The organism is Pontibacter chinhatensis (assembly GCF_900113285.1).
Classification (GTDB): domain Bacteria; phylum Bacteroidota; class Bacteroidia; order Cytophagales; family Hymenobacteraceae; genus Pontibacter; species Pontibacter chinhatensis.
Window position 1 is genome coordinate 174,846 of sequence record NZ_FOOT01000004.1, and the last position, 23,872, is coordinate 198,717.

At 51.4% G+C, this 23,872-nt stretch carries 20 protein-coding genes; 10 read left to right on the forward strand and 10 right to left on the reverse strand.

The features are described from left to right. Positions 1–659 precede the first annotated feature (659 nt). Complete coding sequence (locus tag BM040_RS12750) at positions 660–1,145, reverse strand: META domain-containing protein (RefSeq protein ID WP_092101925.1); 486 nt, start codon at positions 1,143–1,145, stop codon at positions 660–662. 68 nt (positions 1,146–1,213) lie between these two features. Next, entirely contained in the window at positions 1,214–2,104 is an 891-nt protein-coding gene (locus BM040_RS12755) for a DMT family transporter (RefSeq protein ID WP_092101928.1), read from the reverse strand. Positions 2,105–2,673: 569 nt separating this feature from the next. On the opposite strand from BM040_RS12755, the gene BM040_RS22130 reads away from it, so the two are divergent. After that, positions 2,674–3,258, forward strand: a complete 585-nt coding sequence (locus BM040_RS22130) for an antitoxin Xre/MbcA/ParS toxin-binding domain-containing protein (RefSeq protein WP_175491061.1) — start codon at positions 2,674–2,676, stop codon at positions 3,256–3,258. Positions 3,259–3,291: 33 nt separating this feature from the next. Here the strand turns inward: BM040_RS22130 and BM040_RS12765 are convergent, their stop codons facing one another. Continuing rightward, a complete protein-coding gene (locus BM040_RS12765; RefSeq protein ID WP_175491062.1) occupies positions 3,292–4,011 on the reverse strand; it encodes a recombinase family protein in 720 nt (239 codons plus the stop codon). A 636-nt stretch (positions 4,012–4,647) separates the two neighbouring features. Here BM040_RS12765 and BM040_RS12770 point away from each other — a divergent pair. From BM040_RS12770 to BM040_RS12785, 4 genes are all read left to right on the forward strand, one after another. Next, entirely contained in the window at positions 4,648–4,896 is a 249-nt protein-coding gene (locus BM040_RS12770) for a type II toxin-antitoxin system HicA family toxin (protein WP_092101934.1), read from the forward strand. Positions 4,897–4,955: 59 nt separating this feature from the next. Beyond that, positions 4,956–5,297, forward strand: coding sequence for a type II toxin-antitoxin system HicB family antitoxin (locus BM040_RS12775; protein WP_092101937.1), 342 nt, complete (start codon positions 4,956–4,958; stop codon positions 5,295–5,297). A 595-nt stretch (positions 5,298–5,892) separates the two neighbouring features. Further along, complete coding sequence (locus BM040_RS12780; RefSeq protein ID WP_092101939.1) at positions 5,893–6,291, forward strand: KilA-N domain-containing protein; 399 nt, start codon at positions 5,893–5,895, stop codon at positions 6,289–6,291. 181 nt (positions 6,292–6,472) lie between these two features. Then, a complete protein-coding gene (locus tag BM040_RS12785) occupies positions 6,473–6,886 on the forward strand; it encodes a KilA-N domain-containing protein (RefSeq protein ID WP_092101942.1) in 414 nt (137 codons plus the stop codon). A 159-nt stretch (positions 6,887–7,045) separates the two neighbouring features. Here BM040_RS12785 and BM040_RS12790 read toward each other — a convergent pair whose 3' ends face one another. Continuing rightward, entirely contained in the window at positions 7,046–8,314 is a 1,269-nt protein-coding gene (locus tag BM040_RS12790) for a tyrosine-type recombinase/integrase (protein WP_092102870.1), read from the reverse strand. 505 nt (positions 8,315–8,819) lie between these two features. Between BM040_RS12790 and BM040_RS12800 the strand changes: the two genes are divergently transcribed. After that, positions 8,820–10,508, forward strand: coding sequence for a mechanosensitive ion channel family protein (locus tag BM040_RS12800; protein ID WP_245756208.1), 1,689 nt, complete (start codon positions 8,820–8,822; stop codon positions 10,506–10,508). 105 nt (positions 10,509–10,613) lie between these two features. After that, complete coding sequence (locus BM040_RS12805) at positions 10,614–11,372, forward strand: DUF2490 domain-containing protein (protein WP_092101947.1); 759 nt, start codon at positions 10,614–10,616, stop codon at positions 11,370–11,372. Positions 11,373–11,443: 71 nt separating this feature from the next. Here BM040_RS12805 and BM040_RS12810 read toward each other — a convergent pair whose 3' ends face one another. Then, positions 11,444–11,788 (reverse strand): hypothetical protein, encoded by a 345-nt coding sequence (locus BM040_RS12810; protein ID WP_092101950.1) that lies wholly within the window; start codon positions 11,786–11,788, stop codon positions 11,444–11,446. A gap of 330 nt (positions 11,789–12,118) precedes the next feature. Here BM040_RS12810 and BM040_RS12815 point away from each other — a divergent pair, with 330 nt between their 5' ends. Beyond that, positions 12,119–12,532 carry a BrxA/BrxB family bacilliredoxin gene (locus BM040_RS12815; protein ID WP_092101952.1) on the forward strand — a complete coding sequence of 138 codons (414 nt, stop codon included), beginning with the start codon at positions 12,119–12,121 and terminating at the stop codon, positions 12,530–12,532. Positions 12,533–12,615: 83 nt separating this feature from the next. Here the strand turns inward: BM040_RS12815 and purD are convergent, their stop codons facing one another. Both purD and recQ read right to left on the reverse strand, forming a co-directional pair. Next, a complete protein-coding gene (gene purD, locus BM040_RS12820) occupies positions 12,616–13,908 on the reverse strand; it encodes a phosphoribosylamine--glycine ligase (RefSeq protein WP_092101955.1) in 1,293 nt (430 codons plus the stop codon). Positions 13,909–14,210: 302 nt separating this feature from the next. Next, a complete protein-coding gene (recQ, locus tag BM040_RS12825; protein WP_092101958.1) occupies positions 14,211–16,391 on the reverse strand; it encodes a DNA helicase RecQ in 2,181 nt (726 codons plus the stop codon). A gap of 65 nt (positions 16,392–16,456) precedes the next feature. On the opposite strand from recQ, the gene BM040_RS12830 reads away from it, so the two are divergent. Both BM040_RS12830 and BM040_RS12835 read left to right on the forward strand, forming a co-directional pair. Next, positions 16,457–17,428, forward strand: a complete 972-nt coding sequence (locus tag BM040_RS12830) for a KpsF/GutQ family sugar-phosphate isomerase (protein WP_092101961.1) — start codon at positions 16,457–16,459, stop codon at positions 17,426–17,428. Between the two features lies 1 nt (position 17,429). Next, on the forward strand, positions 17,430–18,506 hold the full coding sequence (locus BM040_RS12835; RefSeq protein ID WP_092101964.1) for a mannose-1-phosphate guanylyltransferase: 1,077 nt from the start codon (positions 17,430–17,432) through the stop codon (positions 18,504–18,506). Positions 18,507–18,732: 226 nt separating this feature from the next. Here BM040_RS12835 and rlmB read toward each other — a convergent pair whose 3' ends face one another. The 3 genes from rlmB to BM040_RS12850 all read right to left on the reverse strand — a co-directional run bounded on the left by rlmB (position 18,733) and on the right by BM040_RS12850 (position 23,827). Continuing rightward, positions 18,733–19,575, reverse strand: coding sequence for a 23S rRNA (guanosine(2251)-2'-O)-methyltransferase RlmB (gene rlmB, locus BM040_RS12840; RefSeq protein WP_092101967.1), 843 nt, complete (start codon positions 19,573–19,575; stop codon positions 18,733–18,735). Next, entirely contained in the window at positions 19,548–20,783 is a 1,236-nt protein-coding gene (locus BM040_RS12845; RefSeq protein ID WP_245756209.1) for a GWxTD domain-containing protein, read from the reverse strand. The genes rlmB and BM040_RS12845 overlap by 28 nt, the downstream gene beginning before the upstream one ends. 95 nt (positions 20,784–20,878) lie before the next feature. Next, positions 20,879–23,827 (reverse strand): glycosyltransferase family 117 protein, encoded by a 2,949-nt coding sequence (locus BM040_RS12850; protein ID WP_092101973.1) that lies wholly within the window; start codon positions 23,825–23,827, stop codon positions 20,879–20,881. Between the last annotated feature and the right edge of the window lie 45 nt (positions 23,828–23,872).

Here is a 23,872-nt window from a genome sequence, read left to right on the forward strand (position 1 = left end):
TGATGTAGGAAACAGGTAAAACGGCCTTGAAATAAGGTAATGATTTCAAAGAGTTTCCAATATTCGCTACGCAACTGAATTCACGCTCCTCTATTTAATAACTTGTATAGGGAAAGTTTATCTTTTAACGGCGCTTCCCATAACCCTCCCTCCTGCTCACTTGAAATTATATAGGTTATAGATTGTATTTACTTACAATAACTCGGGATATGTCAATACTAAGCAGAAATAGTATGGTTTGCAGTCCGCCTTAGAGAGGCCCCTAGGCAGGTACTCTGACATTGTTTTTAAGGAAAGGGTCGCTGCAAGGTGACCGTAGAGGATATTATCATACTGCTGGAGGCATTGTTGGAAGGAAGCAGTTGTCGCAAGAGTACCGCGATCCGGCTTAGAGTCTGAAAGGTGAAGAGGGGAAGTTCCATCACGGCTACTTGTTCGTCTCCGTGGCGGAATATCCTGCGTCCAACCCGTCTTAACCGGGCCGCTCTTATGGAACAGTTAAAAGCCTCTCTTGCGTTACACCCATAGGCAAGCGAAGCCAGACAGCGAGCAACGCTGTGGCTTCGCTTGCTGTCTTACGCATAGAGCAGTTCTTTACTGATAGGAAACCCTCTCAGGCAGTTCATTACCTGATCAGGGGAATGGTATGGCATGGCCTATTAACGCAGGTAGACAGCATGGAAAACAGCCAGCGGCGCCCTACGGCCTAGGTTCAGTGTCAGTGTGTCGCCGTGGAGGGTGTAGTTGTCGGTCAGCTCAAACACCTCCAGAAACTCCCCCTCCCGCTCCACTCCCGGGCAGTACATCATGGTTGTAGCCATCTTGGAGAAGCGGATGCGGTTTCCTTCGGAGAGGGTGTAAGTGCCGTTGATGACGTTGCAGCCGCCGTTTCCGCTTACCTTGTTGCCCGCTGTGTGGAGCACGAAGTGGGCCTCGGTTTGCTGGTTTTCTGCCATCGTAATGGGTTGCCCTCCCAGCTCCACCAGCTTCCAGCGCTTCTCGGTAATGGTGTTCTCCTGTTGGGTCATGTGCGAGGTTTGCTCAGTTTCGGAGCCATCTGTAGCGGCCTTGTTCGCATGCTTGCCCGTGTTGCACCCGCTCAGGGCCAGCGTAAAAAACGAGGCAAGGAAAAGGTATTTTTTCATAGTATATAGTTTTGTTTCGTGTTTCTAATGCGGCACAGGCCAGCCAGGGCAACGGTTATGCCACCCTGCTACACCTGTTTGCTCCTGCCCAGGATTTGCTTCAGCGAAATGTCCTTGGCATAGAACGTGACTCCGATGCCCAGCAAGAGTATCGCCCCGCCGACTATCATCCGCAGCGTGATCTGCTCGTCCAGGAACAGCCAGGCCAGGAAAGAGGCCAGCAGTGCTTGGCTGAGCAGGCTCAGCGAGACGCGGGTGGCGCGCATGTGCTGCGTGGCATAGCTCAAGAGCAGCCAGGCCACCAGCTGGCAGACTACCCCCTGCACCAGCAGAACCAGCCAGCCCATATCTGAAAAGCCGCTGAAAGGCTCATCGAGCAGGTAGGACACTACGCCTAGGAAAAGGGTGGAAGAGAGCAGGTTGACCGTCATGAACGAAAGGACTGGCATGCGTTCTAGCACGTGCTTACTCAGAAGGATATATACCGCGTAGAACACTCCCGACAGCACGCCAAGCATGAAGGCCATATCGAAGCGCAGCTCCAGGAAAAACTCAAACCCCACCAGCACCACCATTCCCAGCAGGGCAATCACCGTCCCGATCCAGAAGTTGCGTGAGGGCTTGCTCTCCAGAAACAAGAAGGAGCCCACGCCCACCCACACCGGTGCCAGGTTGGTGAGCAGCGTGGCCTGCGTAGCCGTGGACTGTTGGATGGCAATGTTCCAGACGGCCACATCCGAGGCGAAGAAAACACCTGACAGCAGTGCCAGCAGCAATACCGGGGTAGGCGGCATGAGGAATCGCCCGGTCAGCAGCACAAAGGGCAAAAGCAGCACGGCCGCAATAGCCATGCGGTAAAAGGCCGAAATCAGCCCCGGGGTGAGGTTGAGCTTTACCAGCACCGGGAAAACGGAGATGCAGATAATCCCGATCAGCAGGGCAAGGCGCGGCTTTGTCATGTGTTTAGGAGTAGAATAGAATTTTGTGCAAAAATATACAATTGCCCGCAGCCTTCCGGCTATGCTTCTGCTGCAGTATGGGCAAGTACAGCGGCTTTACGGCTGTACAGTAGCCTTTCCTTAGTAGAGACAGCGGTTTGCCAAGTATAGAGAAGCTAAAAGGTGAATCACGGAGGATAAGAGCTAAGTCATTGGCAGCGGAAGCTTATACTAAATAAGATATCGCTGCCATAGCCAAAGAGAGTATGGAACATTATTTCTTTACAAGAAAATATATGACAGACTAGGCATACAGCATTCAGTCTTATCCCATTGTTAAGCGTCGGGACTCATCCGCACAAGTAACAAATTCCCTAAAACGTTTAGAATGGCCCAATATTACACATGCCCTTACGGCCTTAAATGGGTATCCCGTCGTTTTTTTCTAAGAGAGGGGGGGGACCTGCAGCAAGGCGGTTCCTCCGAATCATGCTCTTAGTAGTTATTTGAAACGTGCTCTGGGACCAATCGTCCTTGAATAAAGAACCTCAAGGATTTGTCGTATAACAGGTGATTTAGGATATTTAGCTATGGAAATAAAACTGATCCGCAACGAAGACGATTACAAGGACGCGCTCAGGCAAATCAAATCGCTGTGGGACGCTGTGCCGGGCACACCTGACGGAGACAAACTGGAGATTCTATTCATGCTCGTCAACAGGTACGAGGAGGAGCATTCCCCCATCAATGAACCTGACCCAGTTGAGTACATCAAGGTCCGCATGGAGGAGCTGGGGCTCCGGCACGGGGACTTGGTGCCCTATATAGGCAGCAAGGAAAGCGTCACGGAGGTGCTTAATGGTAAACGCCCCCTTTCCCTGGAGATGATCCGCAACTTGCACTATGGGCTGGGCTTTTCCCTGGAGGCTCTCATCACCGCGCCTTCTGGACTAGGCTTGAATACTGAACCCCAGCCCCAACTTCTAAAGCCGGATGACCCTATCGCAATAAAGGGAATCGAGGTATTCGAGGACGAGGACGACTTTCAGAAGTGGCTCAACACCAAAAACAAATCCCTAGGGAATGTGAAACCTGTTGACTGGCTAGATACCCCCGAAAGAAGAAAGCAGATATTAAACCTGCTGGTGTGCATCGAGCACGGGATGTACTTCTGATAGCAACTGCCCTCCTCTCTCCCTGTGCTTATCTTATCTGGTCTTAACTGAAAGAGAGCAACTTCTTTCACATGTTAGCGCCTTCTTTACCCGCTGCACGGTGCTCACCCCCACTCCGCAGAGCTTGGCTGTCTCCCGGATGGACTGCCCCGCCTGGAGGTAGCGGACCACCTTCGGGTGCGACCTAACCAGATCTTTGGTGCTTCCCTGCGGCCTGCCCAGCACCTTTCCCTTGCGCCTGGCCTCCTCCAGCCCCGACTTCACCCGCTCGATCAACGTGATGCGCTCCATGCGCCCGATGTCGGCCAGGATGGTGAGCAGGAACTGCGCCATGGCGTTCACCGAACCGTCAGGGTTAAGTGTCTCTATACTGTAGTTCTTTACCACCACGCTGACTTGGAGCGCGTGCAGGGCTTCCATTGTAGCCAGCACCTGCGCCGTGTCACGACCGAGCCTGGTTACCTCGTGCACCAGTACCTTGTTGATCTTCCTGCTCTCTGCCAGCCTGAGCAGGCGCTGTATGCCCTTGCGCTCTGAGTTCTTTTTAGAACCTGAGACGGTCTCGGTGATAAGCTCTATGACCTTAAATTCCCTAGAGGCGGCATACTCCGTGAGCTCTGTCACCTGCCTGTCGTAGCTCTGGTCTGCCTTGGACACCCTGACCAATATAGCAACTCTGTTCATAGCTGTCATCTTGGTGTTGACGTGAGATGTTCTGGAGATGGGGCTAATATAGCAAAAGTATTCAAACATACTAGTGGTTATCTGAATACAGTTTTCTGAAACAAAGAACGGCCTCAGGAGAGCGTAAGTAAGGCGTATTTTCGGATACCTTTTTTTGAATACACTCCTGCCCTCTAAACAAAAGGCTGAAGGACTGGCGCCAGAGATTGCCATTCGAAAAGATTAAGCAGCTATTAAACACTCATAAGTGCCTCATTAAAGCTTGGATTAGAAGCTGATTAATCTTTCCAGGCACATGGTCCATTGCGCTCATGGAAAGTCGGAAGTATCAGTATGGCCTCCTGTTCGTGCCTGCCTGCAAGTGCTCTCAATATTGTTTCTTCTCAGTGCCTCTAAAGGCTCTTGTTGCTCTTAAAATCAGCTCTCTCCTGCATGCCCAATGGACGTATCCCTCCCCTTCCAACCAACTGCAACGTTCTAGGAAATTAATTTTAGGGATTTATTTACGTGGTGTATCAATGATTCTAAAGTATAAAGGTTTATTAATTAAAGATTAATTCATCCCATTTTTGATTTCCACTGGATTAACCTACTTGTAAGAAATTTATGAGAAATAAGTCCTTTCATTTTGGGGATGTTCAAAATACTTCTTTTACATTTGCAACTAAAATTCAGTTGCAAATGTAAACAGGAAGGAGTATATTAATGTCACGAAAAGACAAGTTGATAAGCCGGTTCTGCAGTTGCCCCTCAGATTTTACCTGGGCAGAGCTGGTCACACTATTGAATAGTTTGGGGTATGAGGAACATACAGGCGGCAAGACCGGTGGCAGTCGCAGAAGATTTTGGAACCAAACTACCGGCCATGTGATCAACCTTCACAAGCCACATCCGGATCCGATACTGAAGCGTTACCAAATCAGAGCAGTTATCGCTGAGTTGGGAATATGCTGATAGATAACTAAAGCGCGAAATATACAATAACGAAGAACACACAAGTAATAACCGTAAAAATGAGCAACACTATCAAGTACAAGGACTATATCGGCAGCGTCGAGTATAGCGCCGAGGACAGAGTGTTTTTTGGCAAGGTTGAGTTTATAAATGACCTGGTAACATTCGAAGGAACGACCGTAGAAGAACTGGAGGCAGCGTTCCAGGAAGCCGTAGAGGACTACCTGGAGATGTGCCGCGAAATCGGCAAGCAACCTGAGAAAGCTTTCAAGGGAACGTTCAACGTAAGAATGCAGCCAGAACTGCATAAACAAGCGGCGAGGGTCTCAATCGAGAAAGGTATGAACCTAAACCAACTAGTAGTCGAAGCTGTGAGCCAGTATGTGCAGCATGCTCACTAAGATTGTATAATCATTTATGGAGCCACCCCCAACCGGGTGGCTTCTTTATGTCCACAACGCCTATTTAATGAGTCGAGGGGTAATTTTATAGCTCTGCTCCTTCCGAGAAACCATCCCGCTCTTCCCGATGATGGCGTGTTAAGATTTCCTTGCAAAAAAGCTGCAAATAAATCGCAAATAATCCGGCTTGCCTCCTTATTAACTTTGTGTCGTACCAAATGAGAGAGGCGTATGACAAGCGAATTCTTAGCAGTTATCGGAAACCGTGTTAACCAGTTAACTATGAATAACTGGCCACAAGCAACAAACGACTTTCCAGCTACAGGCCAAGCAGATACTCATTGGTTTCCCCTAAGGCCGCTACTTTTGCTAAGACCAGCACAGGCTCCTCCCACTCCAACAAATTAACCAAAGGTCAAGCAACATCTATAAGCCGAGATTGAAGCTGAATAACTAATACCCATGAGCGTTTCAACTGCTAATGGCTGCCTGTGTCCCGCTCACAGGAACTGACTCCAATCGAGTATGAGTAATAAAAATTTACTATCAGACAAAGTCATTAATTTATCATTCACACAAAAGAAAGGAGGATAACATGAATGAACTTAATGTGCGCCAGGATGCTGTTAACGATTTTGAAATTAGTCTGAATAATTCATACGGTGAAATCCCATTTTGCCTAGTCGAAGAGGATATGGTAGAGGCTGATTTTATGGAGAGTAGATTTAAACATAAAAAAATCCGTGACTTCATAAAGAAAGAACATGTCAAGGAATTCATGCATGAGCTGAGTAGTGAAATATTAGGTCCAGCCTTGGTTAAGAGACACTGGGGCCCTGATTCTGAAACCTGGATGCACAAGATACTGGCTTTGAAGTATGCCGCATGGCTGAATCCAAGTTTTGAACTGTGGGTGTATAAGCAAGTAGAGAAACTATTATCGGCTGAACATAACCTTAAATGGGAAGACTTGGTCCTTCAGATTGAAGAATAGCTCTTTGCGTAGGCCAAGGGCAAGCAACATCCATATTCTTTAACCGGAGCTGAATCATCAGCGCTCGAGACTACTTCCATCAACTAGCAGGTGCCTGAAGTTGGTTACAGATAATGGAATTTGTTAATGGCTTAAAGCCAGTGTTTCACCTATCATTCACATAAAAAGAAAGGAGGAAAACATGAAAAGTCTTGCCGTAAAAGTATTTGATTCCAACAATATTGAGATTTACCCAGATGGTGATTCTAGAAGGCTTTTCCTTAACTTCAATAAAGAAAAGATGGTAAATGCCTCATTATTGGCATTCGAGTTTCCAGAAAAAAATATCAATGACTTCATCAAGGATAAACAAGTCATAGCATTCATGGAAAGGTTGGGCGAGGAAACAGGAAGACCTGTCTTAGTCAAAGAGTACTGGGGCTTCGAATATAGTATTTGGATGCATAGGGCATTAGCTTTTAAATTTGCAGCTTGGCTAACTCTAGACTTTGAACTATGGCTGTATGATGTTGCAGAGAATATGCTTTTAGCTGAAACTGACTATCCTGACACTGAGCCTTCAGAAGAAGGAAATAATAACCAGATTGACGACTGACTTTCAGTACAGAGTACTTAGGATAAATTTACCCAGGCGAACTTGTTCCCTTTGTGGGATGATTCGCCTGGGTATTTAAGTATCCGCAAAAAGCAATGTTCTGTAGCCTCTTTTGCTCTTTAGTAGTATTCAGGCTCATGACAGGTAAAATATCCCTATCTATTCTACCTCAGCTTCTTCCCTATCCTTTCTAAAAGCTGTTAGCTGAGCGGCAAAGTGCTTCTTAAGATCGCTCTCAAAGCTATCCAGATAGTTTTCGGTTGTTTTCATATCGCTGTGCCCGAGAGACTCCGATATAAGCTCCATTGAGGCGCCTGAACGTTTAAGTACAGTTGAGAAGGAATGGCGCGCGGTATAGGTAGACACGTTCTTTTCTATGCCTACTTCTGCAGCTATCCTCTTAATATACTTGTTTATGGCCTTGGTTGCGTATCGTACCTGAGCCAGCTCTTCCTCCGGAGATAGCCCTTTCTTCAGGATCGGGAAAATGTAACTATCGCTCTTAGCAGGTTTATTGCCCCAACGTTTAATGATTTGCTTCATCTCAGGGGTGAGTACAGCAACGATAGGTTTTATATTCTGCCTGTTCGTCCGTTCCGTCTTTGCCCTAACGAAGGTAATTTCGTCGCCTATGATATTCTCATACTTTAAGCGAGCCATGTCCTTTACATTGATACCGTTGCACAGGTAGGAGAAAAACCACAAGTCCCTTGCTTTGGCCTCTCCGTCATGCTTGGGCTCATAGGTAACGATCTTTTCAATGTCACTTAGAGTAAGCGCCTTTTTAACATTGCGGCTGGCCGGGATAGTGTATTTCCTTTTGCCAAAAGGGTACATTTCAGGATTAACCTCTCCAGATGCTATGGCGTCATTGAAGACGGCACGCAGGGGGCGTAGATATATACCGACGGTAGTCAAAGATTTACCAGATCCTACCATCCATTTCTCGTATGCCTGCAGGAAGGTTTTTGTAACCGAAGTGAACGGCAGGGGCTTATTTTTACAAAATTCAAGCAGAGATTTGTAGGAGCATTCGTAATTGCTTGCTGTTCCAGCCCGCCCCTCTTTTTTGATTTCAGCAATCTTGTATCGGTATGCGGCAAATACATCTCCCTTTTTATAATCTGTTACGTACCTGCTCTCGAAAGCTTCAAAGCTGAAGACAGGCAGCTTCTCGATCACCTCTAGTGCTGCGTGTTCTGCTTTGTCCAGGCTGATGCTAACTTCTTTGTAGCCGCCGCGAGCCTTGGGGTTGCGTATTTTCTCGAACTCAGCTAAGGTGTATCGATAGGGCTCCCCCCTCTCGTTAATAACCGGGTAGTACTTTTGCTTACGCTGGTAGGTGATCCTTAGCTTTACGGGATAGAGGCCATCACTATGTGATCTGCGTGTGTCAAGAATGATGGCAGTGGAGACTTTTTGCTTCATACTTTTCACCATTTGTTGTACATACGATGTACATACAATTTGCATACATTTCGCTAGAATGTCAAGAAACGACAGTTACTAACAAGAGTCAAAAACCGCCTCTACAGCTCAGAATCGAACATTTCGAAACATCTGGAATTTACTATATAGTACTTAGATAAAACTACGAATCAGAAGGTTAGGGGTTCGACTCCCTTCGTGACCACCGAAAAGCCTCTCAGAAGCATCTGAGAGGCTTCTTTATTTTACAGGGTACCAAATTAGACACTACTTGCTTGCCTCAGCATTAGCAACCCGGCTCCTGCTGTTATCTCTTGCACCTCAAAGCTTCCTGGTCCTGCTTAGCCAGGCGTTTGTATATCCCCCACTTGCCTTCTTGGCATTGTCTCCGCTGTAACCCCTCTCCCTTACAACCGTTACAAACTGAGGCAACAGGAAAAATAGCCCCAAGAGCTCCCCGGCCAGGCACTCAGCATGCCTGCCTTTTCCGTTAAGTATCGACCTTATGAATATCACGCATTTTGTTATAATTCCTAGTATTACGCAAAGAATCAGCACCCGTTTTCGCCTAACCCTGCTCATCAGTATACTTGCCTTACTGCCCATGGCCTCCTTCGCGCAGGAAGCTGAGCAGGATACAGTAGCAGCTGCACCAGCCTGGCCGGAGGACTCGCTGGGAAGGCGAACACCGCGCGGCACGGTTACCGGCTTCTTCAGCGCCGTGGCTGACCAGGACTATACAAAAGCTGCCTTCTACCTGAACCTCATCTCCCCTATCGACACCATTCAGGATGGCGCCGCTACGGCAAAAGCCCTGCAAAGGCTGCTGGACCAGAACAGCAGGTTCCTGCCACGCTCCTGGATAAGCAATGAACCAGATGGCCGCCTCGACGACGACCTGCCCCCTAACTTGGAACGGGTAGGCAGTGCCACGTTAGATAGCCTCAGGATTGACTTAATTCTGGAAAAGACTGAAGGTGCGGAAGGTGGCCCCATATGGCTCTTCTCTGCCGAGACAGTGCGCAAAATACCAGTGGCAGCCATTGGAACCGAAGCAACTGTTATAGAAAAAACGCTGCCCAATTTTCTGGAAGATAATAACCTGGGCGGCGTACCTGTTGGCCATTGGATAGGCATGCTGGTGATAGCCATCATCTCGTACCTGGCCGCCTGGGGGCTTACCGCGGCGCTTGCCTGGCTCATACATTATATCTGGCGCAAAACCCGGGAAGAGCCAACCTATGGCGTTATCAGGGCCTTCTCGCTACCCATCAGGCTATACTTAACTGCTGTTATTCTGGTCATGCTGAGCCAGCGCTTCGGCATCTCCATCGTGCTGCGGCAGCGTCTTAGTGAGTTTACAATCATTGTAGCTCTCGTTGCAGTACTCCTCCTACTGTGGCGCCTCGTGGATGCGATTGCCAACTTCAGCCGGCGGCGCCTTACCCACCGCAACAACATGGCGGGTATTTCCATCGTGCTGTTCCTGCGCCGTGCCGCCAAGGTTGCCCTGCTTGTAATAGGCACTATTGCTATACTTGATACGCTTGGTTTTGATGTGACGACAGGGCTTGCCGCACTTGGCATCGGTGGTATTGCGCTGGCGCTGGGAGCACAGAAAACGGTAGAGAACTTTGTCGGAAGCGTTACGCTCATTACCGATCAGCCTGTGCGGGTTGGTGACTTCTGCACCGTAGGCAACACCTCCGGCACAGTGGAACAGATCGGCATGCGTTCCACACGCATCCGCACTTCAGAGCGCACCATCGTCACGATTCCAAACGGGGATTTCTCTTCTCAGAAAATAGAGAACTTTGCCTTCCGTGACCGCTTTCTGTTTGCCCCCGCCCTCCGGTTGCGCTACGACACCTCCCCAGAGCAGATACAGGCGGTACTTAGCGCCCTACGCCAGATACTGGCCTCGCATGACAAAGTAGATAAGGGAAGTGCCCGGGTGCGCCTGACCGAGATCGGCACCGACTCCCTGAAGGTAGAGATCTTCACCTACATACTTACCAGCGATTTTAACGAGCAGCTGGAGATAAAGGAGTCGCTGCTGCTGCGCATGATGGAGGCTGTGAACACACAGGGCAAAGGCTTTGCGCTGCCGGCCCAGCAACTGCTGGTTACAGAAAATGGTAACGGTAAGGCAGATCACCGGAAAGACGTCAGTGACACCTCACCTGAAGTATAAACGACATAAGTTTACTGTGTACTCTGCCACTAAAATCGCATCCTAGCTACTATAAAGTATAGCGTATACTTGAAGTTTTTACTTTCCCATTTCTATTTTAAGGGGATGAACTCAAGACCTATACTTTCGTGGCTGGCAGGAGTGCTGCTGGCAGTAACGTTACAACCAGGAATAACCTTCGCCCAGGGCAGTGAGCGTGTAAAAGACCACAATACCAATGGCTGGTACATGTACTTCGGCGACCATAAGTTTGCAGAGAGGTGGGGAGTGCACACAGAACTGCAACTCCGGAGGCACAACACCCTTACAGACCCATTGCAACTGCTCCTTCGCACGGGCATTAATTACGACCTGGCCCCAAACGCCATGTTTACGCTGGGCTATGGCTTTATTGAGTCGCACCCGTACGGAGACTATCCCGCAGCAGGGAAATTTCCGGAGCACCGCCTTTACCAGCAACTGCAGCTAAAGGGCAACCTGGCCCGGCTTGGCCTCTCGCACCGCTACCGCCTGGAGCAGCGTTGGGTAAAGCAACCAACCACCTCCGACTATACTTACCTGAACCGTGCCCGCTACATGCTGAAGGCAACGCTGCCCCTGGCTGGCACTACCCTGGAGCCAAAGGAGTTTTTCCTGGCCGCATACGATGAGGTGTTTATGAACTTTGGCAAGCAGGTGAGGCAGAATATATTTGATCAGAATCGCGCCTATGGGGCTATTGGGTACAGGTTCAGCAATACCGCATCGCTGGAGCTAGGTTACCTGCATCAGCTGGTGCAAAAGGCCAACGGCATCGTATTCGAGCACAACCACACGCTGCAAGTCAGCTTTTTCCATACGCTAGACTTCTCGGGCAGGGAGTAAAATGCAAGCGCCGCAAAGGCATTGCTGCTTTTGCGGCGCTTGTTCAGGGCATGTTATACTTCCCACTTTGCTCAGGCTGCCAGTTCCTCATGCAGCTCAAACCGATCTCTAAAATTCAGGAGTTGCTGCAACTGCTCCTCCGGCAGGCCAAACTTAAGGTGATCCTGCCTTAACTCTTCCCATGAGCTAAAAAGCTTCCAGGTTTCGGATCTGCTATAAATAGAGGCTTCGCGCTCGGTTAAGGCCCGCTCAGAGAATGCCTGCAGCTCCACATCCTCCTCGCGCATAGGCACTGTCACCATGTCGGAGCAGCTGTTAAGCACCTCGATCACTTCTGCCTGACGCTCTTTGTTAGCCGGCAGATAGAAGTACCGCACCAGCGCGATTCTCGTTCGAGGGTTGGGCGAAAGCATCATAGTAAAACTAATTTTGCGCCGCAGCAGTGTTGGCTGCCTTGGCAAATTGCTGCACCAGGTGCAGTTGTGTAATTTATAAGCATAATCCCAATTCAGGGGCCCTTTTCCACCTGAGCGGAAAAGTCATGGAGGGTTAAATTTCTTATACTTTAATCAGGATACAGAGGTTTTGTATCGAATGCATTTACACGAAAAGGTACAAGAGTTCAGTTCAATTTTGCTATCCTGTGTTATGGCACCCCCCGCTAATGTTTGCGTGTTTGCAACTTTTGTAACTGGTATTTGTTAACTTTGCAGTGTATTAACCTTTAACGCTGATTTATTATGGCAATGTACCCTGAATATATGGTTGCCCCTATCCGTGAGGATCTTACCTCTGCCGGTTTTGCGCAACTGATGACTCCTGAGGAAGTAGAGCAGGCAGTTAAGTCTGAAGGCACTGTACTGCTGGCCGTGAACTCTGTGTGCGGCTGTGCAGCTTCTAAGGCACGTCCTGCCGTTAAAATGGCTGTGGCTGCCTCTGATAAAAAGCCTGCCAAGCTGGTTACCGTTTTTGCCGGCATGGAGCAGGAGGCAACTGCCAAGGCCCGCGAGTTTATGCTGCCTTACCCGCCGTCGTCTCCTTCTATCGCCCTGTTCAAGGATGGTGAGTTGGTGCACATGATCGAGCGCTACCACATCGAGGGCAACGATCTGAACCGCGTGGTGGAGAACCTGCAGGGCGCATTTGAGGCTTATTGCTAAGCTTCGCAAAGTATAAAAAGAGAGGGCCGGCAGATACATTCTGCCGGCCCTCTCTTTTTATACTTTCAACTGCAGTTTATACTTTACTGCACACGCTCCTTGCCTAAATCAAAGCCAATATCGCGGCGATAATAGCGCCCCTGCCAGGTAATAGCCTCTGCGGCTGCATTAGCCTTTGCCAGCGCCTCTTCCATGGTATCGCCCAGGGCAGTAACGGCAAACACGCGGCCGCCATTATTGAGCAGCTTTCCGTTTACCATAGAGGTACCGGCATGGAACACCATCACGTCCTTCGGCACATTCTCCAGCCCCGAGATCTCCTTGCCCTTCTCATAGCCTTCCGGGTAACCGCCAGAGGCAAGTATAACGGTAGTGGCCGTGCGCGGGTCAACCTCCAGTTGGTACTCCCCTAGCGTATGGTCGTGCAGGGCTTTGAACATCATGAACAGGTCTGACTGGATTCGCGGAAGTATAGCCTCTGTCTCCGGGTCTCCCAGGCGCACATTATACTCAATCACGTAAGGGTCTCCGTTCACGTTCATCAGGCCGATAAACAGGAAGCCCGAGTAGTCGAGCTGCTCCTCCTGCATACCTCGCAGCGTTGGCTCTATCACGCGCTCCTTCACCTTTTGCATGAATACCTCATCAGCAAACGGAACGGGAGAGATAGCGCCCATGCCGCCTGTGTTCAGACCGCTGTCGCCCTCGCCAATGCGCTTGTAGTCTTTGGCCTCCGGCAGCAGCACGTATTCTTTGCCATCGGTCAGTATAAATACCGACACCTCAATGCCTTGCAGGTACTCCTCAATCACCACTTTGCTTCCGGCATTGCCAAAGCGCTTGTTGCGCAGCATAGCGTCCAGCGCATCGAAGCCTTCTTCGTAGTCCTGCGCGATAATCACGCCCTTGCCTGCTGCCAGGCCATCGGCCTTTATCACTGCCGGGAAGCTTTGCTGCTTCAGGTACTCTACAGCCTCTTTGAACGTGTCCTCGGTAAAGGCCTGGTAGCGGGCGGTAGGGATGTTATACTTCTGCAGGAAAGCCTTGCAGTAGTCCTTGCTCCCCTCCAGCATGGCGGCGGCCTTTTTAGGACCTATCACCAGGATATGCTTCAGGTACTCCGACTGGGCAAAATAATCATGTATACCCTCCACCAGCGAGTTCTCAGGCCCCACCACCATCATCATGATGTTGAAGTCAGCGGCAAACTTGCCCAGTTCCTCAAAGTCGTGGATATCCACGGCGGCCGTAGTATGGAACTCAGCGGTTCCGGCATTGCCGGGCGCTACAAACACCTGGTCGCAAAACTCGCTCTGGCTCAGTTTCCAGGCGATGGCATGCTCACGGGCGCCAGACCCTATCACAAGTACGTTCATAAGTTAATCTCTTGTTGTTGATTGCTGTACTCTGAACTGCGAAGTTATGAATTTATACTTGCCCTCGCAGCACAAAGTATAGTTTTATACTTTCCGCTGTCTATACTTTGCGCGTCAGCCTTATACTTTACACCGGTGCCGGATTTTTAAGGGCAAAGCAACCCGACTGGCCCGAAAAGCCATACATTATACTTTGCCTATACTTTCCTTTTCCTGCTACTTATACTTTATTTTAAATAAAAAGACCGCTGTAGGTATACAACGGTCTTCATTTATACTTTATGCTGTAGAGCGATCAACAATTAGTTGGCATACTCGCTCAGGAACTTGATGCGCATCAGGCGCAGGTCCTCCTCGGTATAATCGTCGGTTCCGAGCTCCTTCACGGCCACGGCAATGTTGTCGGTGCTTGCCTGCATGAAGTACTCGTATATCTCCTCCTGGCGCTCGTGGTCCAGAATGTTATTGATATAGTAGTTCAGGTTCAGCTTGGTGCCTGAGTAGCAGATGTGCTCAATCTCTTCGATGAGCTCCTGCATGGTCAGATCCTTGGCGGCGGCAATCTCCTCCAGGTCCACCTTTTTGTCAATCTGCTGGATGATGTAGATCTTGATCTTCGACTTGTTTACCGTCGTCTTCACCACCACATCGGCAGCGGTTACAATGTCGTTCTCCTCCACATACTTGCCGATCATGTCCAGGAACGGCTTACCGAACTTCTGCACCTTGCCCATGCCCACGCCGGCAATATGCGCCAGTTCGTCGCGGGTAGTGGGGTAAACGGTGGCCATCTCCTTCAGCGACGGGTCCTGGAACAGCACGTAAGGCGGCAGTCCTTTCTCCTTAGCCAGCTTCTTGCGCAGGTTCTTGAGCATGTCGAACAGCACCTCGTCGTGGCCGGCAGCAGCCTGCGCCTCTTCCTTCTCCTCGTCCTCCTTCACTTCCTGGTCGTAATTATGGTCTTTGGTGAGCTGTACAGCGTGTGGTTTCTTGATAAACTCCTCCCCTTTCTGCGTCAGCTTTATCACCCCAAAGCTGTCAATATCCTTCTCCAGGAACTCCGACAGCAGGATCTGGCGCAGCACAGAGCTCCAGAACTGGGCGTCCTGCTCCTTGCCGGCGGCAAACACCTCCAGTTTGTCGTGGTCGTAGCTGGTAACGTATTGGTTGCGCAGGCCCGTGAGCACGTGCGTGATGTGGTCGATGCCAAAGCGCTCACCGGTTTGCTGCACGGCCTTCAGGGCTAGCAACACCTCGTTCTGCGCCTCAAAGCGCTCTTTCGGGTGCAAACAGTTATCGCAGAAACCGCAGTCCTTCTCAAAGGTCTCGCCGAAGTAGTGCAGCAGCTGCTTGCGGCGGCACACCGCCGAGTCGGCATAAGCAGCCATCTCCTGCAGCAGCAGCTTGGAGTTGTCGCGCTCGGTTACGGGCTTGTCCTTGTTAAACTTCTCCAGCTTCACGATGTCGTCGTAGCTGTAGAACATCACGCAGTCACCCTCCAGGCCATCGCGCCCGGCGCGGCCTGTTTCCTGATAGTAGCCCTCAATGGACTTTGGTGTATCGTAGTGGATCACAAAGCGCACATCGGGCTTGTCGATGCCCATGCCAAAGGCAATGGTCGCCACAATCACATCCGCCTCCTCGTTCAGGAAAGCGTCCTGGTTGGCCATGCGCACATTGGCGTCAAGGCCGGCATGGTACGGCAGTGCCTTCACGTCGTTCACGCGCAGCAGCTCAGCGATTTCCTCCACCTTCTTGCGGCTCAGGCAATACACAATCCCGCTCTTGCCCTTGTTCTTCTTGACGTACTGGATCAGCTGCTTCTTGGTATTGTGCTTGGGGCGCACCTCGTAATACAGGTTGGTGCGGTTAAACGACGACTTGAACACCGACGCCTCGTCCATCTGCAGGTTGCGCTGTATGTCGAGCTGCACCTTAGGCGTGGCCGTGGCCGTCAGGGCGATAATCGGCAGGTCGCCGATCTGGTCGATAATGCCACGGATGCGGCGGTACTCCGGGCGGAAGTCGTGGCCCCACTCCGAGATACAGTGGGCTTCGTCTATGGCAACAAAAGATATGTTAGAGGCACGCAGGAACTCCACCGTGTCCTCCTTGGTGAGCGACTCCGGCGCCACGTACAGCAGCTTCACCTCGCCGGCCAGCGTCTCCTTCTTCACCTTATTCATCTCCGACTTAGAGAGTGTGGAGTTCAGGAACTGCGCATTCACGCCGAAGGCGTTTAGCTGGTCCACCTGGTTCTTCATCAGCGCAATAAGCGGAGAGATAACGATGGCTGTGCCCGGCAGCGACAGAGCAGGTAGTTGATAACACAACGACTTGCCCGCACCTGTCGGCATAATCACGAAGGTGTTCTTGCCGTTGATAATGTTGTTTATTATCAGCTCCTGATTCCCTCTAAATTGATTATACCCAAAAACTTCTTTTAATTTGTTTTTGAGATTTACCTCTTGTTGAATAGACATGAAATCTTAAAAAAATAATTCTTGTTGCACGCACTCCTGAAAGGGTGCCCTAACACAAATTTAACTTGAATCTCCCTAATAATATAGCCCTTACCGCAAAAAAAGTATTAACCGCCGAAGCCGAGGCAATCGCCAGACTGGCGGATTTTATCGACGAAAGTTTTATTAATTGCGTTGAAGCCATTTTGCAGACCAGAGGTCGCGTTGTGGTGACGGGCATCGGTAAAAGCGCGAATATAGCCCAAAAAATCGTAGCAACCCTAAACTCCACCGGCACACCCGCTCTTTTCATGCACGCCGCCGACGCCATCCACGGTGATTTAGGCATGATTCAGCCGGAGGACTTCGTTATCTGCATCTCCAAAAGCGGCAACACGCCTGAAATTAAGGTACTTGTACCTTTGCTTAAGCGCAAAGGTTCCAGACTGGCAGCCCTTGTTAGCAGCACCGACTCTTACCTGGCACAGAGCGCTGATTTTATACTTAATGCCAACGTGGAGCGCGAGGCTTGCCCGCATAACCTGGCCCCCACCACCAGCACCACGGCGGCCCTTGCCCTGGGCGATGCGCTGGCCGTGAGCCTGCTGGAGGCACGCGGCTTTAGCAGTGCGGATTTTGCCACCCTGCACCCGGGCGGCTCGCTGGGCAAGCGCCTTTACCTGAAGGTGGAGGATATTTATACCCAAAACGAGGCGCCCTGCGTAAAGGAGAACGCCACGCTGCGGGAGGTTATTATTGAAATTTCGTCTAAGCGCCTGGGGGCCACGGCTGTCGTTAGCAACGACTCAGAGAAATTGGTGGGTATCATTACCGACGGGGACCTGCGCCGCATGCTGAACAAGTATGAAAAAGTAGAAGGACTCACGGCCGCCGACATCATGACGCCGTCTCCGCTTACCATAGAACCTGAAAACTATGCGGCCGAGGCCATGGCCAGAATGCAGGCAAAAAGTATAACGCAACTCATTGTCACAAAATCAGGTAAATTCGAGGGCTTTATCCACCTCCATGATTTACTAAAAGAAGGACTCGTATAACATGAACAACAACACCTATGTGGTGATTATGGCCGGCGGCATCGGAAGCCGCTTCTGGCCCTACAGCCGCACGAACTACCCCAAACAGTTCCATGACGTACTGGGCATCGGCCAAAGTATGCTACAGACCACCGTGCAGCGATTTGCAGGCATCTGCCCCCCCGAGAACCTCTTCGTGGTTACCAACCGCGACTACGAGGCGCTGGTGAAGGAGCAGCTCCCCGAATTCTCGGACAACCAGATTCTGCTGGAGCCCGTGGGGCGCAACACCGCCCCGTGCATCGCCTACGCCTCGTACAAAATCGCGCAGCTTAACCCCAAGGCCAACCTGGTGGTAACCCCGGCTGACCACGTGGTGCTGAAGCAGGATGTGTTTACGGAAGTGGTGAACGATGCACTGGCAGCCGCCGACAAAGACGATGTGCTGATAACGCTGGGCATTACCCCAAGCCGCCCCGATACGGGCTTTGGCTACATCCAGTACATCGACGATGAGCAGTCGAAGATAAAGAAGGTAAAAACCTTCACTGAGAAGCCCAACCTGGAGCTGGCCCAGATGTTCCTGGAGAGCGGCGACTTTGTCTGGAACTCGGGCATCTTTATCTGGAATGTGCAGAGCATCCTCAGGGCGTTCCACCAGTACCTGCCGGAGGTATCGGAAGTGTTTGAGGAGGGCATCAAAACGTACAACACCCCTCAGGAGCATAATTTCATTACCAGAGCCTACTCCCACTGCCGCAACATTTCCATTGACTACGGTATCATGGAGAAGGTGGACAACGTGTATGTGCTGCTGGCCGACATCGGCTGGTCTGACCTAGGCACGTGGAACTCGCTTTACACGATAAACGAGAAGGATGGGAACGGCAACGTGATAGACGGCAATGTGATGCTTTACGACACGACAGGCTGCATCGTTAAAACGCCTAAAAACCGCCTGGTGGTGCTACAGGGCATGCAGGACTTTATTGTGGCCGAGCATGACAACGTGCTCATGATCTGCAGACGAGAAGAGGAGCAGAAAGTGAAGGACTTTGTAGCCGACGCCAAATCCAGAAAGGACGGAGACTTTATCTAAGCTCAACTCGAAGTATAACTTGTAAAGTATAAAAGAGAAAGGGAAGCTGGCATCAAACCGGCTTCCCTTTCTCTTTTATACTTTGCTACAGCAGCTCTGAGTGAAGTATAAAATCCCTCATAAGCTCTTATACTTTGCGGATTACGCACTTCGTAGACTTTATACTTTGGGTAAGTATAAATTTATACTTTCTGCTGCTATACTTCTTATGCTGTCTGTGCTGCGCTTACATAGGCTCCAGCTTATTCAGGCTGGAGTACCCGCTGTCCTTGAGGCGCTGGCGCATAGCTTCGTAAAGTATAATGCCCGTAGCCACCGACACGTTCAGGGAACCGATTTGCCCCATCAGCGGAATGCGCAGCCTCACGTCGGCGCGCTTCAGGTACTCCGGCGAAATGCCGTCCTCCTCACTGCCCATCAGTATAGCCGTAGGGCCTACCATATCCACACCGAGGTCAGTTAGCAGGTGCTCTGTTTTCTCAGTACAGGCAACCACCTGAAAACCGTAGTCTTTCAGGTAATCGAGCGTTTCCTTCAGGTTTGGCTCGCGACACACTGGCACCAGGTTCAGGGCTCCGGCGGAGGTCTTCATGGCATCGGCATTTATCTGCGCCCCGCCCCGGCTTGGAATCACGATGGCATGCACGCCCATGCACTCTGCGTTACGGGCGATGGAGCCAAAGTTACGCACATCGGTTACGCGGTCCAGAATGAGCAGCAGCGGGTTTACGCCCTGCTCAAAAAGTGCCGTCACAATCTCGCTCAGCGGCTGGTACGTAATCGGGGAAATCAGGGCCACAGCCCCCTGGTGGTTCTTGCGCGTCAGGTTGTTGAGTTTCTCCACGGGCACTGTCACCACAGGTACCTCACGCCCTTTTGCCAGTTTTACAATCTCATCGGTGGTGGGATTCCGGGCGCCTCGCAGCAGGAAAATCTTCTCCAGTTCCTTTCCGGCCATCAGCGCCTCCAGTATGGGGCGCGAACCGAAAATCATTTCGCTCTTTTCTTCTTTCGGGCCTCTGGCAACTCCAAAGCGGTTGCCTACAAATTTGTCTTTCCTGCTCTCCATTTTGCAACAGAGCTGTACCAGCTTTCTTCGTACTCACGGCGCCGGACCAGCTCATAATAGTTTTTGGTAAATTTATTCTCTTTTTTGGTAAAAACGAACTTGATATAGGGAGAGGTCTCCGAGTCGCGGTAGATCCAGGTGATGTTGGGCCCCACCTGGCTGATGCTGCTCGGCCTTCCGTAAATAATGTAGATCATGCCACGGTCTGTGGCCCAGCCGGCCTTATGGGCGGTAAAGAGCTTGTTCGCCATCTCCACGCGCTTATAGTAGGTGCGGATCAGTTCCCTGGCCCGGCTCTCGTTGCCTCCCACCTCCAGCCAGAAGGCATCCACGGCCGCCTTGGGGTCCTGCGCCTTCATCAGCGACTCCCGCTCCTGCGCGGTGGTCAGGTAAATCAGCGGCGGGATGAGCTCGGCGGCTTGGGTAACGTAAGGGTACTTGCCCGGCAGCGCCAGTACTCCCCTTGCAAAGCTCGACTCCGGGTTGAACAAGTATAAGCCCTCCTGCGCAAGGCTCAGCGTATCGGACGTGGTAAGGGTATCTACGCCTACTGCAGCCAGTGTGCGCGGCACAGGAGGCTTGGTCATACTCATGGGTGGGGCCGCAGGCATGAAGTCCAGCTCATAGCGGCTTACGGGTATAATGCTGTCTGCGGCACTGTAGGAGCGCACCAGCAGCTTATCGGAGGTGGTGACGTAGTTCTGGTATAGCGGCTTGCCTGCGCTGGTGGTAAGGAGGTAGCCCTTTTGCATCATGGCGCGCTGAAGCGGCACCCTAAACTCCACCCCCATGCGCTCCTGGCTCGATAGCACCTCCCATAACTGCAGGTGAAGCACGTTTGGCTCCTGCACTACACGGCCCGGTAAAGAGAGTTTAATGTGCAGCTGCCCCTCTACATCGGTCAGCCTTCTGTCAGGCAGGTTTATCGAGTCCTCCAGGACCACGGCATCCCTGTCCGACAGGCCCGTTCTCACAGCATATTCATAGGAAGATGAGGCCTGCAGCACATCCAGCACCTGCCGCACATCCTCAAACTTGAGGAGCAGGTGCAGGCTGTCGTTACTTGCGTAGTAGCTGTGCTGCATGGTGATCTCTGGCATGGCCTGCTGCCTTACCTGGGCAGGTGCCGGGCTGGTGTAACTGCTGTAGCCGCTTCTGCCGCCGCAAGCACACAGCATGCAAAGCATGATAAAACACAAGTACCTCATCTTAAAGCAAGTATAAGTATGATTCTTTACAAAAGCCAAACCCGGACTGACAGAAGACAATCCGGGTTTTTGTACTGCTTATAGTTGAATTTTGTTTAGCGTCTCATGCGTTGCAAGTATAGCCTGAACTGCTGCTCCAGCTGCGCAGCCTTCTCTTCTTCGCCCAACTGCTGGGCAGCGCCAACCAGCTGCTGCATAATAATCATATTTACCTGTATCTCCTGCTCAAACAGAGGGCCTTCGGCAAAGTAATAATCCAGTGCCCGCTGCGACTCCTTCGCCATGAGATCCAGCAGCTCGGTAGCCTTCTCGTTCTCTCCGAGCGCATCGTAAATCGGGATGAACTGTGGCGTGTAGTAGTCGTAAGGCACCGTCTCCAGTGGCAGTACCTTAAAGCAATGATCCACTATCTCCTTGGCGCGCTCCTCGTTGCCGTCTTCCAGGTAGGCTACGGCCAAGGTGGCAAACTTATCCCTGGCGTTAGCCGAGAAGCGGTAGTAGTTCTCGTCGTAGAAGATGTCCTTGCGGTCAAAGTTGCGGAAGGAGAACTTCTTCATCAGGTTCTCATACATAACCTCCTTGTTCACATTGCCACCTTCTTCTTCCGTAGCCTTCACCGGCACCACGCGGTAAGCCAGGCCCTCCAGCTGGAAGAAGTCAGACAGGCCAATAAAGTCGGCGCTGTTCACGGTAGTAGAGAAGTAAATCGGGCGCTCCCAGTTGTTAGTAGCCAGCAGATCCAGTATCACCAGGTGCTTTTTCTCCAGCAGCGATTTGGTGATTGTCCACTGCATGCGGTCCACAATCTCATCCTCGCGGTCTGCCGACACGATGTCCATAGCGGCCACCTTCTCTTTGTCCACGTTGAGGAAGAAGTTGCGTGTTGGCATGGTGAGCAGGGTGCCGCTCGTGTACTGCGCCTGCAGGGCCGGGTGGTTTTGCTTTATCAGGTTGATGTACTGCTTCAGGTCGATGCCGGCAGCTACCTGCGGACGCTCCATGTAGGGCAGGAAGTCGTTGGTGCCCTGGCGATAGCTCTCCATTCCCAGCGTCAACGGCCACGGATCAGACTTGTAGGCCTGGTCCATCATCTGGTCGATGTACCAATCGGTGTTGAGGTAGCTGAGTACAGCCACGCGCACATCGGTACGGTAACCCTCTACCTCCTGGGCGTACCACAGCGGGAAGGTGTCGTTGTCGCCATTGGTGAAAAGTATAGCATTCGGCGCGCAGGAATCCAGCAGGTTCTTGGCCGAATCTACGGAGTGGTAGCGGTCAGAGCGGTCGTGGTCATCCCAGCCCTCGGCAGCCATAATGCCCGGCACCAGCAAGCCAATCACAGTTGCCAGCGCAGCACGGCTAGTGTGGCTCTTCAGCACCTTGCCCAGCAGCTCTGCCAGTCCCATTACCCCCAGGCCAATCCAGATACTGAAGGCATAGAACGAGCCGGCAAAAGTATAATCCCGCTCGCGCGGCTCCACCGGAGGCTGGTTGAGGTACAGGGCGATGGCCATACCCGTAAAGAAGAACAGCAGGCCGATGATAAAGGCATCCTTCTCATCTTTGCGCACATGGTAAATAAGCCCAATGATGCCCACTAGCAGCGGCAGCAGGTAAAAGCAGTTGCGGGCCTTGCTCTCCAGCACACGCGACGGCGCATTCGGGTCGTCCTTGCCAAACCACAGCACACCCGCATTCTGGATATCACTCTCGCGCCCTACGAAGTTCCACAGGAAGTAGCGCCAGTACATGAATCCAAGCTGGTAGTTAAAGAGGAAGCTCATGTTCTGGCCAAAGGTCGGCGTCTGGCCTTCCCGCAGATCAACCCACTTCTTATAGGCGGAGATATGCACGGGCTGGTCGCTGTAGATGCGCGGCAGGAGCACATTATCTTTGGAGGCGTAAACAGGCTCTATCTTTTTGCCGGCCACAATATACTTGTCTTTGCCCTTCACGTAGCGCGGTGCCCCTTCTTTCTGGTCCACTGGCTGGGCGTTATACTGCGGCCCAAACAGCAGCGGGCGGTCGCCGTACTGCTCACGCTTCAGGTACGACACGAAGGACATGATGTCGTCCGGGTCGTTTTCGTCAATGGTCGGCTCGTAAGACGAGCGGATCGGAATCATCAGGTAAGAAGAGTAGCCAATCAGCACGAACGTTAGGCTAAGCAGGGCCGTGTTAAGGATACGGTTGTTCTTCTTGATAGAGTACATGATGCCGTACACCAGCGCCCCCACAAACAGGATCAGGAAGAAAATGATACCGGAGCCGAACGGAAGCTTGAAGTCGTTTACAAAATGCACCTCGAACCAGCCAGCCACCGACGGCAGCCCCGGGATAACGCCCCAAAGAATGGCCACGACAATAACGGCACTGATGGCGAAGGCGATAACGCCTCCCCAGAAGCTTGGTTTGTATAAGCGGAAGTAGTAAATGAACGCCAGGGCCGGAATCGTTACCAGGTTCAGCAAGTGAGCACCAATAGAGAGGCCTACCAGGTAAGCAATCAGGATCAGCCACTTATCGGAGTGCGCCTCGCCTGCTTTGATTTCCCAACGCAGCATGGCCCAGAAAACAATGGCCGTGAAGAACGAGGACATCGCGTATACTTCTGCCTCTACCGCCGAGAACCAGGCCGAGTCGGAGAAAGTATAGGCAAGCGCTCCTACCACGCCGCTTCCCATGATCAGCCACACATTGCCTGCTGTTGGCTCCTGCCCCTGGTTTACGAGCACCTTGCGCGCCAGAATGGTAATTGTCCAGAAGAGGAACAGGGAGGTAAGGGAGCTACAGATGGCGGATAATAGGTTCACCCACCAGGCTACCTGGGTCGGGTCGGCGGCGAACATGGAGAACAGCCGGCCTACCAGGAGGTAAAACGGCGCCCCCGGAGGGTGTGGCACCAGCAGCTTGTAGGAACAGGCAATAAATTCGCCAGCATCCCAGTAACTGGCGGTTGGCTCCAGTGTAAGTACATACACGGCAGTGGCGATTAGGAACACGCCCCAGCCCACGAGGTTATTTACCTTCCGATAATCCGTCATAGTGTTTAGTGATTCAGCCCCGAAAATAATAAATTAATGTAAAGG